Raw genomic sequence first — 16,532 nt, forward strand, 5'->3', positions numbered from 1 at the left:
GCCTTCCAGCGCCATCAGCGCGGAGCCAGTGATGATCGGAGTATCGTCACCCGGGAAGTCGTACTGGCTCAGCAGTTCGCGAACTTCCATCTCAACCAGCTCGAGCAGCTCTTCGTCGTCTACCATGTCGGCCTTGTTCAGGAACACGACAATGTAGGGAACGCCAACCTGACGGGACAGCAGGATGTGCTCACGAGTCTGCGGCATGGGGCCGTCAGCAGCGGAGCAAACCAGGATTGCGCCGTCCATCTGCGCTGCACCAGTGATCATGTTCTTCACATAGTCAGCGTGGCCCGGGCAATCTACGTGGGCGTAGTGGCGAGTCGGGGAATCGTACTCAACGTGAGAGGTCGCGATAGTGATACCACGCGCACGCTCTTCCGGTGCGTTATCGATCTGGTCGAATGCACGGGACTCACCAGTACCCCATACTTCGTGACATACGCGGGTCAGCGCCGCAGTCAGAGTGGTCTTACCATGGTCAACGTGACCGATGGTGCCCACGTTCAGGTGCGGCTTGTTACGCTCAAATTGCTTCTTGGACACGGTTACACCTCTTCCTGTTTCTTAAAGTCCTGGGAATCAACCCTTTTTGATGATCGCTTCGGCAATGTTCGAAGGAGCCTCGGAATAGCCGGCAAACTCCATCGCATATGACGCCCGACCCTGTGTTGCAGAACGCAGGTCAGTGGCGTAACCGAACATCTCCGACAACGGAACCTCGGCACGGATAATCTTGCCTGCAGGGCCATCATCCATACCCTGGATTACACCGCGACGACGGTTAAGATCACCGACCACGTCGCCCATGTAGTCCTCAGGCGTTACCACTTCAACTTTCATGATAGGCTCAAGCAGCGCCGGATCAGCTTCTAGCGCACCTTTCTTCATAGCCATGGAGCCAGCTACCTTGAACGCCATCTCGTTGGAGTCGACTTCGTGGTAGGAGCCGTCATACAGGGTTGCCTTGATACGGAGCAGCGGATAACCGGCAATACAGCCGTTCTGCATCTGCTCTTCGATACCCTGCTGCACCGCCGGGATGTATTCCTTGGGAACCACACCACCAACGATTTCGTTCACGAAGATGAAATTCTCGCCATCTTCCTCGTCCAGAGGCAGCGGCTCGAGTTTCAGCTTGACGTGACCGTACTGACCGCGACCACCAGACTGACGGACAAACTTGCCCTCAACGTCAACCGCCTTGCGGATACGCTCACGGTACGCCACCTGCGGCTTGCCGATATTGGCCTCAACCTTGAACTCTCGCTTCATACGATCAACGATGATGTCCAGGTGAAGCTCACCCATGCCAGAGATAATGGTCTGACCGGACTCTTCGTCAGTACGAACACGGAAAGACGGATCTTCCTGGGCCAGTTTGCCCAAAGCAACACCCATCTTCTCCTGGTCCGCCTTGGACTTCGGCTCGACCGCAACGGAGATAACCGGCTCAGGGAACTCCATGCGCTCTAGAACGATCTTGTGATTCTCATCACAAAGGGTGTCACCGGTCGTCACGTTCTTCAGACCGATCGCAGCGGCGATATCGCCAGCCAACACTTCCTTGATCTCTTCCCGGTCATTGGCGTGCATCTGAACCATACGGCCCACACGCTCTTTCTTCTGCTTGACCGAGTTGTAGACAGCATTACCGCTTTCGAGTTTACCGGAGTACACACGGAAGAAGGTCAGCGTACCAACAAACGGGTCAGTCGCGATCTTGAACGCCAGGGCAGCAAACGGCGCATCATCATCAACCGGACGAGTTTCCTCGGTACCGTCTTCGTCCACCTCACCACGAATGGCCTTTACTTCATCCGGAGCGGGCAGGAATTCGACAACGGCATCGAGAACCGCCTGAACACCCTTGTTCTTGAAGGCAGAGCCACAAGTCGCCAGGACGATCTCGTTGGCGATAGTGCGCTGACGAAGCCCGGACTTGATTTCCTCGTAGGTAAGCTCTTCACCTTCCAGGTACTTCTCCATGTACTCTTCGTTGGCTTCTGCAGCCGCTTCGATCATCTCTTCCCGGGCCTTTTCGGCATCCGCCATCATGGACTCAGGGATATCCTTGAGCTCATAGGTCATGCCCTGGTCGGCATCATTCCAGTAGATGGCCTTCATACGAAGCAGGTCGACAACACCCTCGAAGTCGTCCTCTGCGCCGATCGGCAACTGGATCGGAACACAGGTGGCGCCCAGTCGATCACGAATCTGAGCAACAACGCGGGAGAAGTTTGCGCCGGCTCGGTCCATCTTGTTGACGAACACCATGCGAGGCACTTCGTACTTGTTGGCCTGACGCCATACGGTCTCTGACTGAGGCTCAACACCGGAGGAGCCACAGAATACAACCACCGCACCATCCAGCACCCGCAGGGAACGCTCTACCTCAATGGTGAAGTCAACGTGTCCCGGGGTGTCGATGATGTTGATGCGGTGCTCATCGTACTGCTTGTCCATACCCTGCCAGAAGGTGGTAACAGCCGCTGAGGTAATGGTAATACCCCGCTCCTGCTCCTGGGCCATCCAGTCAGTGGTAGACGCGCCATCATGGGTTTCACCCATTTTGTGGCTACGACCGGTATAGTAAAGAATACGCTCGGTGGTCGTGGTTTTACCCGCGTCAACGTGCGCACAGATACCGATGTTTCTGTAACGTTTGATAGGAGTCTTACGTGCCACTGTATAAACCTCGGCTGTTTAGAAACGGAAGTGAGAGAACGCCTTGTTGGCTTCTGCCATGCGGTGAACGTCTTCGCGCTTCTTAACTGCGGCGCCCTTGCTGTCAGCGGCGTCCAGGATCTCACCTGCCAGGCGCTGAGCCATGGACTTCTCACCACGCTTCCGGGAAAATTCTACGAGCCAGCGCATAGCCAGCGCGTTCTGACGGGAAGGCCGCACTTCCACCGGCACCTGGTAGGTAGCGCCACCCACACGACGGGACTTAACCTCGACCATCGGCTGGATGTTTTCCAGGGCCTTCTCGAACATTTCGATCGGCTCTTCCTTTGACTTTTCGGCAACGATGTCGAGCGCGCCATAAACAATGCGCTCGGCTACAGACTTCTTGCCACTTTCCATCACGTGGTTGATGAACTTGGCAAGACGTGCGCTACCAAATTTGGGATCCGGGATAATCTCCCGTTTTGCTGCAACTCTTCTTCTAGGCATCGATAAGCCCTTCTAAAAATTAAGGTCTTCAGGAACCCCTGAGATAGCCACTGGCTACTCAGCCTTACTCTTATCGTTCACAGGGACGATAAAAGACACCCATCAGGGACATCAGGACTTGGGTCGTTTTGTACCGTACTTGGAGCGACCCTGCTTACGGTTCTGTACACCCTGGGTGTCCAGTGTTCCGCGAACAGTGTGGTAGCGCACACCCGGGAGGTCTTTTACACGACCGCCGCGGATCAGCACAACGCTGTGCTCCTGAAGGTTGTGACCTTCACCGCCAATGTATGAGGAAACCTCGTAACCGTTAGTCAGACGAACACGGCACACCTTACGCAGTGCGGAGTTCGGCTTCTTCGGTGTGGTGGTGTACACACGAGTGCATACGCCACGACGCTGAGGGCAGGCCTGGAGCGCTGGAACATCGCTCTTGGCTACCTTGCGTTTACGAGGCTTACGTACCAACTGGTTGATCGTTGCCATGTAAGCAAACTCCAAAAAAACCATTCCAATGAAACTTACCCCCGGCGAACGGGGGTAAAAATTAAGGGACGCAAGTGTAAGCCTGCGCCCCGGGTCAGTCAAGATGACTGATGCCTTTTTGACCACCCCGGGATCCGTAGTTCCCGGGGGGGGCTACGCCGCCGGGAGTTAACCCTCCCGGTTCAGCTCGGCGCTCAGGGCTTCAACCACATCCTCTGCGGTGACCCCCTGTTCCTCGAGGTCACGCTTGCGGCGACGCTCATTGTGATAGGCAAGGCCGGTACCCGCCGGGATCAGGCGACCCACAACCACGTTCTCCTTCAGGCCGCGCAGGAAGTCGCGCTTGCCGGTAACGGCACCCTCGGTAAGTACGCGGGTGGTCTCCTGGAACGAAGCCGCAGAAATAAACGACTCGGTTGCCAGAGAGGCCTTGGTGATACCCAGCAACTGACGCTCACCCTTGGCAGGTTGCTTGTCAGCGGCGATGGCCTTTTCGTTCTCGTCCAGGAACTGGTGGTATTCAACCTGATCACCAGCCAGCAGCGTGGTTTCACCCGGATCGGTGATTTCCACTTTGCGCAACATCTGACGGACGATAACCTCGATGTGTTTATCGTTGATGACAACGCCCTGCAGACGGTAGACGTCCTGGATTTCGTTGGTGATGTACTTGGCCAACTCAACTACGCCCAGCAGGCGCAGGATGTCGTGTGGATTGGAAGGGCCATCCGAGATGACCTCACCCCTCTCCACAGTCTCGCCCTCGAAGACGTTCAACTGACGCCACTTGGGAATCAGCACCTCGTAGGGGTCAGCATCCTTCGGCGTGATAACCAGGCGCTTCTTGCCCTTGGTTTCCTTGCCGAAGGATACCGTACCCGTGATTTCCGCCAGAATGGACGGCTCCTTCGGACGACGGGCCTCGAACAGGTCGGCGACCCGTGGCAGACCACCGGTGATATCCCGGGTCTTCGAGCTTTCCTGCGGAATACGGGCAACAACGTCACCCAGTTCCACATTGGCGCCGTCGGCCAGGGTTACCAGCGCGTCGGCCGGCAGGAAGTAGTGCGCCGGTGACCCACCGGGCAGAACCACTTCTTCGCCCTTTTCGTCTACCAGTTCGATCGCCGGACGCAGATCCTTACCAGCAGCCGGACGATCCTTCGGATCGATCACCTGGATTGTGGAGAGCCCTGTCAGCTCATCGGTCTGGGTGCGGACGGTGATGCCCTGATCCATTCCAACGAACTTCGCCTTACCAACTCCCTCGGCGATGATCGGGTGGGTGTGCGGATCCCATTTCGCCACCACGGCACCGGCATCAACCTGGTCACCGTGTTTGACCGACAGTACCGCACCGTAGGGCAGCTTGTACCACTCGCGCTCACGACCCTGTTCATCAGCGACCGCCAATGCAGAGGACCGGGACACGACCACAAGGTTGCCATCGGTCTTCTCGATGGACTTCATATTATGCAGGCGGATCTGACCGCCATGCTTGACCTGGATGTTGTCCACTGCGGAGGCCCGGCTGGCCGCACCACCGATGTGGAAGGTCCGCATGGTCAGCTGGGTACCCGGTTCACCGATCGACTGAGCGGCGATAACACCAACAGCCTCTCCGACATTCACCAGGTGACCACGGGCAAGGTCGCGGCCGTAACAGTTGGCACATACGCCGTGGCGCGCTTCACAGGTAATCGCGGAACGCACCCATACTTCGTCCACACCCGCACGCTCGATACTCTCGATGGTCTTCTCGTCCAGCAGGGTACCCGCAGGAACCACTGCGTTCTCCTTGTCTGTGGGCGTGAACACATCACGGGCGGTGACCCGCCCCAGTACGCGATCGCCGAGGGGAACAACGACATCACCACCCTCAATGTGCGGCGTCATCAACAGGCCTTCTTCGGTACCACAGTCTGTTTCTGTGACCACGAGGTCCTGGGATACGTCCACCAGGCGACGAGTCAGGTAACCGGAGTTGGCCGTCTTCAGAGCGGTATCCGCCAGACCCTTACGGGCACCGTGGGTCGAGATGAAGTACTGCAGTACGTTCAGCCCCTCACGGAAGTTCGCGGTAATCGGCGTCTCGATGATGGAGCCGTCCGGCTTCGCCATCAGACCCCGCATACCAGCCAGCTGACGAATCTGCGCGGGGGAGCCCCGGGCACCGGAGTCAGCCATCATGTACACGGAGTTGAAGGACTCCTGCATTTCAGGCTCGCCATCCTCACGGAATACCGGCTTGCCCTCAGCGTCAACCACCTGCTCCTGGGAGAGGCGATCCATCATGGCCTTGGACACCTTGTCGTTTGCCCGGGACCAGATATCGATAACCTTGTTGTACTTCTCGCCCTGGGTCAGCAGGCCGGAGGAATACTGGGACTCGATTTCCTTCACTTCATCGGTAGCGGCGTCAACCAGCTCGTACTTCTCCGGAGGAATCTCGAAGTCGTTGAAGCCGATAGAGGTGCCGGACACAGTGGCGTAATGGAAGCCCATGTACATCAGCTGATCGGCAAAGATGACGGTATCCTTCAAACCAGCCACCCGGTAACAGGTGTTGATCAGGTTGGAGATCGCCTTCTTGGTCATCGGTTTGTTGACAACCTCAAAGGACAGGCCATCCGGAACGATATCAAACAACAGCGCACGACCAACCACGGTATCAACGATAACGTGCTCAGTCTTGAGTTCTTCGTTCTCGCCGTAGGTCACTTCCTTGACACGCACCTTGATCTTGGCCTGCAGGTCAACAGCACCAGCGCCGTACGCACGGTGAACTTCCTTCACATCGGCAAAGACACGACCTTCGCCGAGCGCGTTCTTGCGCTCACGGGTCATGTAGTACAGGCCCAGAACAACATCCTGCGACGGCACGATGATCGGCTCGCCGTTGGCCGGTGACAGTACGTTGTTGGTGGACATCATCAACGCACGGGCTTCCAGCTGCGCCTCCAGGGTCAGCGGCACGTGCACCGCCATCTGGTCGCCGTCGAAGTCAGCATTGTAGGCCGCACACACCAGCGGGTGAAGCTGAATGGCCTTGCCTTCGATGAGCACCGGCTCGAACGCCTGAATACCCAGACGGTGCAGGGTCGGGGCCCGGTTCAGCAGGATCGGATGCTCACGGATGACCTCGTCGAGGATATCCCAGACCACGCCTTCCTCGCGCTCGACCATTTTCTTGGCCGCCTTGATGGTGGTCGCCAGGCCACGATGCTCCAGCTTGGAGAAGATGAACGGCTTGAACAGTTCCAGTGCCATTTTCTTCGGCAGACCACACTGGTGCAGGCGCAGGTATGGACCAACCACGATCACTGAACGACCGGAATAGTCCACCCGCTTACCCAGCAGGTTCTGACGGAAACGGCCCTGCTTGCCCTTGATCATGTCGGCCAGGGACTTCAACGGGCGCTTGTTGGTGCCGGTGATGGCACGGCCACGACGGCCGTTGTCCAGCAGGGCGTCAACGGCTTCCTGCAGCATACGCTTCTCATTGCGTACGATGATGTCCGGCGCGTTCAGCTCAAGCAGACGCTTGAGGCGGTTATTCCGGTTGATGACGCGACGATACAGATCGTTCAGGTCGGAAGTCGCAAAGCGGCCACCGTCCAGCGGAACCAGCGGACGCAGGTCCGGCGGCAGCACTGGCAGCACGGTCATGACCATGTCGCCCGGACGGTTGCCGGAGTACAGGAAGGCCTCGAGGATCTTCAGTCGCTTGGTGAACTTCTTGATCTTGGTCTCGGAGTTGGTCTGGGGAATCTCTTCCCGCAGCAGGTCAACTTCCGCCTGCAGATCAATGTCTTCAAGCAGCATCTTGATGGCTTCGGCGCCCATGCGGGCGTCGAACTCGTCCCCGAACTCCTCCAGGGCCTCATAGTACTGCTCATCGTTAAGCAGCTGCCCACGCTCCAGGGTGGTCATGCCGGGGTCGATCACAATGAAGGACTCAAAATACAGAACCCGCTCGATATCACGCAGGGTCATGTCCAGCATCATGCCGATCCGGGACGGCAGGGACTTGAGGAACCAGATATGTGCTACCGGGCTCGCCAGTTCAATGTGACCCATGCGCTCACGGCGAACGCTCGCCAGTGCCACTTCGACACCACACTTTTCACAGATCACACCACGGTGCTTGAGACGCTTGTACTTGCCGCACAGGCACTCGTAGTCCTTGATCGGACCAAAAATCTTGGCGCAGAACAGACCGTCACGCTCAGGCTTGAAGGTCCGGTAGTTGATCGTCTCGGGTTTCTTTACTTCCCCGAAGGACCAGGAACGGATCATGTCAGGCGACGCCAGCCCGATTCGGATGGCGTCAAATTCCTTGCTCTGGTTCTGGCTCTTGAGAAGATTCAGCAAATCTTTCATCAGTAACAGCTCCGGATGGCGTTAATCTCGGGCGGGCACCGCGGTGCCCGCTCACGCTGCCAAAAAACGATTCGGCTTACTCGGATTCCAGCTCGATGTCGATACCCAGCGAGCGGATCTCCTTGACAAGAACGTTGAAGGATTCGGGCATACCCGGCTCCATCCGGTGGTCTCCATCCACAATGTTCTTGTACATCTTGGTACGGCCATTCACATCGTCAGACTTGACGGTGAGCATCTCTTGCAGAGTATAGGCCGCACCATAGGCCTCCAGGGCCCACACTTCCATCTCACCGAACCGCTGGCCACCGAACTGCGCCTTACCACCCAGCGGTTGCTGGGTAACCAGGCTGTAGGAACCGGTGGACCGTGCGTGCATCTTGTCGTCGATCAGGTGATTCAGCTTCAGCATGTACATGTATCCAACCGTCACCTGGCGATCAAACTGATCACCGGTACGGCCGTCGAACAGCGTCACCTGGCCGCTGGTATCCATGTCGGCGAGCTCCAGCATGTGCTTGACCTCAGCCTCCTTGGCACCATCGAAAACCGCAGTCGCCATGGGCACGCCGCCACGCAGGTTGTTGGCCAGCTGGAGAATCTCTTCGTCGTTCAGGCTGGGCAGATCCACCGACGGAACTTCGTCGCTGTGGTTGTAGATCTTGTCCAGCAGCTCGCGAATCTCGGCAACCTTGCGCTGCTCTTCCAGCATGCGCTCGATCTTCCGGCCGAGACCCTTGGCTGCGGCACCCAGGTGGGTTTCCAGTACCTGACCCACGTTCATCCGTGACGGTACACCCAGCGGGTTGAGGACGATGTCGACGGTATTGCCTTCGGCGTCATAGGGCATGTCTTCCACCGGCATAACAGCAGAAATAACACCCTTGTTACCGTGACGACCGGCCATCTTGTCACCAGGCTGAACCCGGCGTTTGATCGCCAGATAGACCTTGACGATTTTCAGTACGCCCGGAGCGAGGTCATCACCCTGCTGGAGCTTGCGTTTCTTGTCTTCAAAACGCTCTTCATGCTCTTTCTTGCGATCTTCCAGGCCTTGCTCGGATTTCTCCAGCAGCTCATTGAGAGCCTCATCCTTCAACCGCAGCTTGAACCACTGGTCCCGGTCCAGCCCCTTCAGGTAATCTTCGTCGAGGGTTGCACCTTTCTTAAGACCAGGCCCGCTGATGACTTCCTGCCCGGTCAGGGCGGCAGTCAGACGTTCGAAGGTCGCACCTTCGACGATACGATACTCGTCCTTCAGGTCCTTCCGGTACTGGTTCAGCTGGTCCTGCTCGATCGAGAGCGCGCGGTCGTCTTTCTCGATGCCGTCACGGGTAAACACCTGAACATCAATAACGGTGCCCCGGGTACCAGCGGATACCCGTGAGGAGGTGTCTTTTACATCGGACGCCTTCTCACCAAAGATAGCCCTCAGCAGCTTCTCTTCCGGAGTGAGCTGGGTTTCACCTTTCGGCGTTACCTTGCCCACCAGGATGTCACCCGGGCCAACCTCGGCACCGATGTAAACAATCCCGGATTCATCCAGTTTGGCCAGGGCACTTTCACCCACGTTGGGGATGTCAGCGGTGATTTCCTCGCTGCCCAGCTTGGTATCCCGGGCCACACAGGTAAGCTCCTGGATATGGATGCTGGTGAAGCGATCCTCCTGGACCACCTTCTCCGAGATCAGGATGGAGTCCTCGAAGTTGTAGCCGTTCCAGGGCATGAATGCGATACGCATGTTCTGCCCAAGCGCCAACTCACCCAGGTCCACAGAGGGACCGTCGGCCAGGACATCTCCACGGGCAACCACATCACCCTGGTTTACGATTGAACGTTGGTTGATGCAGGTGTTCTGGTTGGAGCGGGTGTACTTGGTGAGGTTGTAGATATCCACACCAGCGTCACCGGCTTCGGTCTCATCATCGTGCACCCGTACGACGATACGGGCTGCATCCACGTCCTCGATAACACCACCGCGACGCGCGGTAACGCAGACGCCGGAGTCCTGGGCCACGGTCCGCTCAAGGCCAGTACCAACCACCGGCTTGTCTGCACGCAGTGTTGGCACAGCCTGGCGCTGCATGTTGGAGCCCATCAGGGCCCGGTTGGCATCGTCATGCTCCAGGAACGGGATCAGCGATGCTGCCACCGAGACTACCTGCCGCGGCGAAACATCCATGAAGTTGACGTTCTCTGGCGGGGTTACGGTGAATTCGTTCTGGTGACGCACGGTAACCAGTTCATCCGCAAGACGGCCGTCCTCAGTCATCGCCGCGCTTGCCTGGGCGATGATGTAGTTACTTTCCTCGATGGCCGACAGATAAACGATGTCATCGGTCACCTTGCCGTCGATGACCTTCCGGTACGGACTTTCGAGGAAGCCGTAAGAGTTGGTCCGGGCATAGGTCGCCAGCGAGTTGATCAGACCGATGTTCGGACCTTCCGGTGTCTCGATGGGACAGACGCGGCCGTAGTGGGTGGGATGAACATCCCGCACCTCAAAGCCCGCACGCTCCCGTGTCAGGCCACCAGGCCCAAGCGCAGATACGCGACGCTTGTGAGTCACCTCGGACAACGGGTTGTTCTGATCCATGAACTGGGACAGCTGACTGGAACCGAAGAACTCCTTGACTGCTGCCGCCACCGGCTTGGCATTGATCAGGTCCTGAGGCATCAGGCCTTCACTTTCAGCCAGGCTCAAGCGCTCACGCACCGCACGCTCTACGCGTACCAGGCCCACACGGAACTGGTTCTCGGCCATCTCACCGACGGACCGGATACGGCGATTGCCCAGGTTATCGATGTCATCCACGTTTCCGTTGCCGTTACGGATGTCGATCAAGGTACGAAGTACATCGATGATGTCTTCGTTGGTCAACGTACCTTCACCGGTGCTCTCTTCGCGACCGAGGCGACGGTTCAGCTTCATCCGCCCAACCGCGGACAAATCGTAGCGCTCTTCCGAGAAGAACAGGTTATTGAACAGGTTCTCGGCGGATTCCTTGGTGGGCGGCTCTCCCGGACGCATCATCCGATAGATTTCCACCAGCGCCTCGAGCTGGGTGCGGGTCGGGTCGATACGAATCGTATCGGACATGAAGGGGCCGCAGTCCAGGTCGTTGGTATACAGAGTTTCGACTTCAGTGATCCCTGCACCCAGAATCTTTTCCATCACCTCTTCGGTGATCTCAGTGTTGCACTCGACCAGCACCTCGCCGGTCTTGGTGTCTACCATGTCACGGGCAATGACTCGGCCATGGAGATAGGCAGTAGGCACTTCCAGCTGAGTGATGCCGGACTTTTCGAGCTGACGGATGTGGCGTGCGGTGACACGACGGCCCTCTTCCACGATCACATTGCCGTCATTGTCCTTGATGTCAAAGGTGGCGATATCACCACGCAGTCGGCTGGGCACCAGCTCCAGACTGGAGGTTTCTTCTCCAACAGTAAACTTACTGGTTTCAAAGAACTTTTCCAGCATTTGCTCGGAGCTGTACCCCAGGCCACGCAACAGGATGCTGGCAGGCAGCTTCCGGCGACGGTCGATCCGGACGAATACTGAATCCTTGGCATCGAACTCGAAATCAAGCCAGGAGCCACGGTAAGGAATCACCCGGGCAGAATACAGAAGCTTTCCGGAGGAGTGTGTCTTGCCCTTGTCATGGTCAAAGAACACGCCCGGTGAACGATGGAGCTGGGACACGATGACCCGCTCGGTACCGTTGACAACGAAGGTACCATTTTCAGTCATCAGGGGCATTTCGCCCATGTAGACTTCCTGCTCCTTGATGTCCTTGATCGCCTTGTTGGACGATTCGCGATCATAGATGATCAGCCGAACTTTCACGCGCAGGGGAGCAGCATAGGTTACGCCCCGGAGCTGACATTCCTTGACGTCGAATACCGGATCGCCAATACGGTAGCTCACGTACTCAAGCGCCGCATTGCCAGAATAACTGACAATCGGGAATACGGATTTGAAGGCTGCGTGCAGGCCAGTTTCCTGGCGCTCGGCAGCGGCGGCTTCCATTTGCAGGAAGTCCCGATAAGAATCCAGCTGAATAGCCAGCAAATAGGGAACATCCATCACGGAAGGCAATTTACTGAAGTCTTTGCGAATCCGCTTTTTCTCAGTGTAGGAGTAAGTCATCTGCATTCCCCAGCTTTAGACCTGATACCTGGTATCAAGAAGCAACCATTTACCTGCTTCGGGGCCGAGTTGCTCGGCATACTGCGCCGTCTTGAACAAGACTCTGGCTGTAGGTGACAGAGGCAGTCATTAACTATAGCAACTGCATCCGTCTCTATAGCATATATACAACAGAAAAAGGCCGGTGGCGCTAAGCCACCAGCCTATCCATGCTAATGCACGGAACCGATCAAGTATCGGCGATTACTTGAGCTCAACAGAAGCGCCTGCTTCCTCAAGCTTCTTCTTGGCTTCTTCAGCGTCGTCCTTGGAAGCAGCTTCCTTAACGGTGGACGGAGCAGAATCAACCATTTCCTTCGCTTCCTTCAGGCCCAGGCCAGTCAGTTCGCGAACAGCCTTGATGACGTTCACTTTCTTCTCGCCAGCGCCGGTCAGAACAACGTCAAACTCGGTCTGCTCTTCAGCGGCAGCAGCGTCGCCAGCAGCGGCAGCCGGAGCAGCTGCAACAGCAGCAGCAGCGGATACGTTGAACTTCTCTTCCATTGCTTCGACGAGCTCAACCACTTCCATAACGCTCATTTCAGCAATTGCATTCAGAATATCGTCTTTAGACAGAGCCATGACTTTCTCCCAAAAAATAAAATATGGTTTTCAACAGAATCAAGCAGCTTCTTGCTTCTGGTCTCGGACTGCAGCTACTACGCGGGTAACCCTGCCCGGAACATCGTTCAGAGTGCGTACCAACTTGGTAACCGGTGCCTGTGTGACAATAGCCAGCTGAGTCAGCGCTTCGTGCAGCGTCGGCAGCTTGGCCAGGCGATCGATCTGTTCTGCGCCCATCAGCTCACCGCCGACGGCCAGACCCTTGATCTCGAAAGCCTCTTTCTCTTTGGCGAAATCCTTGAGCAGGCGCGCAGCGGCACCAGGATCTTCCATAGAGAATGCCAGAATGGTCGGACCAACCAGAGCTTCGTCGATGCACTCGAACTCGGTACCGCGAATGGCGATCTTGGCAAGGTTGTTACGAACAACCTTCAGACGCACATTCTCGGCACGAGCCTTGGCACGAAGCGCCGTCATGTCACCTGCGGTAACACCACGGTAGTCAGCCAGAACAACAGACAGAGCAGTACCAGCAGTCTCGTTGACTTCAGCGACGATCGCTTTCTTGTCTTCGAGTCTAATTGCCACTGGATTTCTCCTCGATTTCGCCGGAGATTCCGGCAAACCCATCATTGCCCAGGGAACGCTGTCCGGATCACGCATCAGCGAAATCCCAACCACATTCCTTTATGGGCGCCTAACGGTGTTTGGGTTCAGAGAGAACGTCTTCACACCGTCTGCGCAGGCGTTGCTTTAACCCTTGTGACCCGACTCGCGAGAGTCGGCCCTCGGGGGCCTGCGGTCTTTGACAGCCTTGGCTTCCGCCCAGACTACAAAGTTACTGCCGACCAGGGATCAAAGGTTCAAAGAACCCTGATCAACAGTCAGGCCAGGCCCCATTGTCGAGGACAGGGATACCTTCTTCAGGTAAACGCCCTTGGACGATGCAGGCTTGGCCTTTTTCAGGTCTGCCAGCAGAGCTTCAAGGTTTTCCTTGATGTTCTGTGCAGAAAATTCAACATTTCCCAGAGGAGCGTGGATAATGCCATTCTTGTCAGTACGGTAACGAACCTGACCTGCCTTGGCATTTTTTACAGCCGTTTCCACATCCGGGGTAACCGTGCCAACCTTGGGGTTAGGCATCAGGCCGCGAGGCCCAAGGATCTGGCCAAGCTGACCAACGACACGCATGGCATCGGGGGTCGCAATGACCACGTCGAAATCCATGTTGCCCTTTTTCACTTCTTCGGCCAGGTCATCCATACCTACGATGTCAGCACCGGCTTCTTTCGCCTTGTCGGCATTGGCACCCTGGGTGAACACAGCAACCCGCACGCTCTTACCGGTACCGTGGGGCAGCACGGTGCTGCTACGGACTACCTGGTCGGATTTCCGTGCATCGACACCAAGGTTAACGGATACATCGATAGACTCGCGGAACTTGACGGAGCTACCCAGCTCAGCCAGGAGCGCTACAGCCTCATCTACCGTATAGGCGCGGGCCGGGTCCACTTTTTCGCGAATCAGCTTCTGACGCTTGCTCAGTTTAGCCATTTTACAGACCCTCCACGTTCAGGCCCATGCTACGGGCAGTGCCGGCGATGGTGCGGACGGCAGCGTCCATATCAGCAGCAGTGAGATCAGGCTCTTTAGTCTTTACAATCTCTTCAAGCTGCGCGCGGGTAACCGTGCCCACCTTTTCGGTGTTCGGACGGCCAGAACCACTCTTGATACCGGCAGCCTTCTTCAACAGCACCGGTGCTGGCGGGGTCTTGGTGACAAAAGTGAACGAGCGATCACTGTAAACAGTGATCACCACCGGAGTCGGCAGACCCGGCTCAATGCCCTGCGTGGCAGCGTTGAACGCCTTACAGAACTCCATAATGTTCACACCGTGCTGGCCCAGCGCGGGACCGACGGGGGGGCTCGGGTTGGCCTGACCGGCAGCAACCTGAAGCTTGATGTACGCTTCGATTTTCTTAGCCATGGGTTTCTCCTGTGGGTGTTAGCGCCTTTCGGCTCCCCGGTTTTGAGACACAAAAAGCCCGCTACACCGCAGTGAGCGAGCCCTTCGCTTCAGAGGTAACTCAGTCCTTTTCGACCTGGCCAAACTCCAGCTCAACCGGAGTGGAGCGACCAAAGATCAGAACTGCCACCTTTACACGACTCTTGTCGTAATCAACTTCTTCCACAACGCCATTAAAATCGGCGAAGGGACCTTCAATAACGCGAACAATCTCACCAGGCTCGAACAGCGTCTTGGGTTTCGGCTGATCGACACCGCTTTCAACACGACGAAGGATTGCTTCAGCTTCCTTCTCGGTGATCGGGGCAGGCTTATCCTTGGTACCACCAATGAACCCGAGAACCCGCGGCGTATCTTTCACAAGATGCCACGAGGCGTCATCCATTTCCATCTGGACAAGCACGTACCCCGGATAGAACTTACGCTCGCTCTTTCGTTTCTTGCCATCCCGCATTTCGACGACTTCTTCGGTGGGCACAAGCACGTCACCAAATTTATCCTCCATGCCATTAATGGCGATCCGCTCCTTGAGCGACCGCATGACATGTTTTTCGAAACCGGAATACGCCTGAACCACAAACCAGTGCTTAGCCATTGCCTGCCCCTGCCTATCCGATGAAACCCTGTACGAGGAAGCCGATGAGCGAGTCCATACCCCAAAGGATAAGTGCTACGACAAGCACAAACACAACGACGATTGCCGTGGTCTGGATCAACTCCGGGCGAGTCGGCCATACGACCTTGCGAATCTCTACCCTGGCCTCTTTCAACAGGGTCGCGAAACGACGCCCGCGATCGGTCTGGAGCGCCACAACTGCAGCAACCAGAGCCAGCGCCACCAAACCAAGCACTCGATAGAGCACTGATTCGCCGCTGAAATACTGATTGCCGACTACTCCCACGGCAATCAGAACGAAAACAACCAGCCACTTGACAACATCAAAGCGGCTGGTCGACTGTTGGGCTTTTGACTCCATAGGAATCAGCTTATGTATCCAGACGTGTTATAAATGGCAGGCCAGGAGGGAATCGAACCCCCAACCTGCGGTTTTGGAGACCGCTGCTCTGCCAATTGAGCTACTGGCCTGCACCGAAACCTTTTTGCGGTGCAACAAAAGGACCACCCAAAGGGCAGCCCTTCTGCTTTCAGATCGTGCGAGCTGTTACTCGATGATCTTGGATACCACGCCGGCACCAACGGTACGGCCACCTTCGCGGATCGCGAAGCGCAGACCATCTTCCATGGCGATCGGAGCGATCAGGGTAACAGACATCTTCACGTTGTCACCCGGCATTACCATTTCAACGCCTTCCGGCAGCTCACAGGAGCCAGTCACGTCAGTGGTCCGGAAGTAGAACTGCGGACGGTAGCCCTTGAAGAACGGAGTGTGACGACCACCCTCGTCCTTGCTCAGCACGTACACTTCGCATTCGAACTTTGTGTGCGGCTTGATCGAGCCCGGCACACACAGCACCTGGCCACGCTCTACGTCGTCACGCTTGGTACCACGCAGCAGGGCACCGATGTTCTCACCAGCACGACCTTCGTCAAGCAGCTTGCGGAACATCTCAACACCGGTAACCGTGGTCTTCTGGGTATCACGGATACCAACGATTTCCACTTCGTCGCCAGTCTTCACGATGCCACGCTCAACACGACCGGTCACAACAGTACCACGACCAGAGATGGAGAATACGTCCTCG

General features: G+C 56.8%; 13 protein-coding genes and 1 tRNA gene. All 14 read right to left on the reverse strand.

The features are described 5' to 3' along the window. A partial coding sequence (locus BM036_RS18475) for a GTP-binding protein (RefSeq protein WP_143066654.1) occupies positions 1-546 on the reverse strand: 546 nt, incomplete at its 3' end. Between the two features lie 36 nt (positions 547-582). Next, on the reverse strand, positions 583-2,688 hold the full coding sequence (fusA, locus tag BM036_RS18480) for an elongation factor G (RefSeq protein ID WP_091855107.1): 2,106 nt from the start codon (positions 2,686-2,688) through the stop codon (positions 583-585). An 18-nt stretch (positions 2,689-2,706) separates the two neighbouring features. Next, positions 2,707-3,177, reverse strand: a complete 471-nt coding sequence (gene rpsG / locus BM036_RS18485; protein ID WP_091855109.1) for a 30S ribosomal protein S7 — start codon at positions 3,175-3,177, stop codon at positions 2,707-2,709. A 111-nt stretch (positions 3,178-3,288) separates the two neighbouring features. After that, positions 3,289-3,663: a 30S ribosomal protein S12 gene (gene rpsL / locus BM036_RS18490; RefSeq protein WP_091855124.1), complete on the reverse strand. Its 375-nt coding sequence runs from the start codon at positions 3,661-3,663 to the stop codon at positions 3,289-3,291. Between the two features lie 168 nt (positions 3,664-3,831). Next, on the reverse strand, positions 3,832-8,046 hold the full coding sequence (gene rpoC, locus BM036_RS18495) for a DNA-directed RNA polymerase subunit beta' (RefSeq protein WP_091855111.1): 4,215 nt from the start codon (positions 8,044-8,046) through the stop codon (positions 3,832-3,834). A 76-nt stretch (positions 8,047-8,122) separates the two neighbouring features. Beyond that, positions 8,123-12,199, reverse strand: coding sequence for a DNA-directed RNA polymerase subunit beta (rpoB, locus tag BM036_RS18500; protein WP_091855126.1), 4,077 nt, complete (start codon positions 12,197-12,199; stop codon positions 8,123-8,125). A 243-nt stretch (positions 12,200-12,442) separates the two neighbouring features. Next, positions 12,443-12,820: a 50S ribosomal protein L7/L12 gene (gene rplL / locus BM036_RS18505; RefSeq protein ID WP_091855113.1), complete on the reverse strand. Its 378-nt coding sequence runs from the start codon at positions 12,818-12,820 to the stop codon at positions 12,443-12,445. A 39-nt stretch (positions 12,821-12,859) separates the two neighbouring features. Continuing rightward, positions 12,860-13,390 carry a 50S ribosomal protein L10 gene (gene rplJ / locus BM036_RS18510; RefSeq protein ID WP_091855115.1) on the reverse strand — a complete coding sequence of 177 codons (531 nt, stop codon included), beginning with the start codon at positions 13,388-13,390 and terminating at the stop codon, positions 12,860-12,862. A 267-nt stretch (positions 13,391-13,657) separates the two neighbouring features. Then, complete coding sequence (rplA, locus tag BM036_RS18515; protein ID WP_091855117.1) at positions 13,658-14,356, reverse strand: 50S ribosomal protein L1; 699 nt, start codon at positions 14,354-14,356, stop codon at positions 13,658-13,660. Position 14,357: 1 nt separating this feature from the next. Next, positions 14,358-14,789, reverse strand: coding sequence for a 50S ribosomal protein L11 (gene rplK / locus BM036_RS18520; RefSeq protein ID WP_091855119.1), 432 nt, complete (start codon positions 14,787-14,789; stop codon positions 14,358-14,360). A gap of 100 nt (positions 14,790-14,889) precedes the next feature. After that, on the reverse strand, positions 14,890-15,423 hold the full coding sequence (gene nusG, locus BM036_RS18525; RefSeq protein ID WP_091855121.1) for a transcription termination/antitermination protein NusG: 534 nt from the start codon (positions 15,421-15,423) through the stop codon (positions 14,890-14,892). 13 nt (positions 15,424-15,436) lie between these two features. After that, positions 15,437-15,805, reverse strand: coding sequence for a preprotein translocase subunit SecE (gene secE, locus BM036_RS18530; RefSeq protein WP_091855123.1), 369 nt, complete (start codon positions 15,803-15,805; stop codon positions 15,437-15,439). A gap of 34 nt (positions 15,806-15,839) precedes the next feature. Then, a tRNA-Trp gene (locus BM036_RS18535) sits at positions 15,840-15,915 on the reverse strand. Positions 15,916-15,991: 76 nt separating this feature from the next. After that, positions 15,992-16,532, reverse strand: a 541-nt coding sequence (locus tag BM036_RS18540; protein ID WP_245742725.1) for an EF-Tu C-terminal domain-related protein, incomplete at its 5' end; no start/stop codon positions are given.

The sequence above is a fragment of the Marinobacter segnicrescens genome (assembly GCF_900111555.1).
GTDB lineage: Bacteria > Pseudomonadota > Gammaproteobacteria > Pseudomonadales > Oleiphilaceae > Marinobacter > Marinobacter segnicrescens.

What these genes read in the sequence shown, in the direction of transcription:
- rpoB (WP_091855126.1), bottom strand. Translation starts at nt 12,199, where the DNA reads ATGACTTACTCCTACACTGAGAAAAAGCGGATTCGCAAAGACTTCAGT.
- rpsG (WP_091855109.1), bottom strand. Translation starts at nt 3,177, where the DNA reads ATGCCTAGAAGAAGAGTTGCAGCAAAACGGGAGATTATCCCGGATCCC.
- rplA (WP_091855117.1), bottom strand. Translation starts at nt 14,356, where the DNA reads ATGGCTAAACTGAGCAAGCGTCAGAAGCTGATTCGCGAAAAAGTGGAC.
- nusG (WP_091855121.1), bottom strand. Translation starts at nt 15,423, where the DNA reads ATGGCTAAGCACTGGTTTGTGGTTCAGGCGTATTCCGGTTTCGAAAAA.
- secE (WP_091855123.1), bottom strand. Translation starts at nt 15,805, where the DNA reads ATGGAGTCAAAAGCCCAACAGTCGACCAGCCGCTTTGATGTTGTCAAG.
- rplK (WP_091855119.1), bottom strand. Translation starts at nt 14,789, where the DNA reads ATGGCTAAGAAAATCGAAGCGTACATCAAGCTTCAGGTTGCTGCCGGT.
- rplL (WP_091855113.1), bottom strand. Translation starts at nt 12,820, where the DNA reads ATGGCTCTGTCTAAAGACGATATTCTGAATGCAATTGCTGAAATGAGC.
- rpsL (WP_091855124.1), bottom strand. Translation starts at nt 3,663, where the DNA reads ATGGCAACGATCAACCAGTTGGTACGTAAGCCTCGTAAACGCAAGGTA.
- rpoC (WP_091855111.1), bottom strand. Translation starts at nt 8,046, where the DNA reads ATGAAAGATTTGCTGAATCTTCTCAAGAGCCAGAACCAGAGCAAGGAA.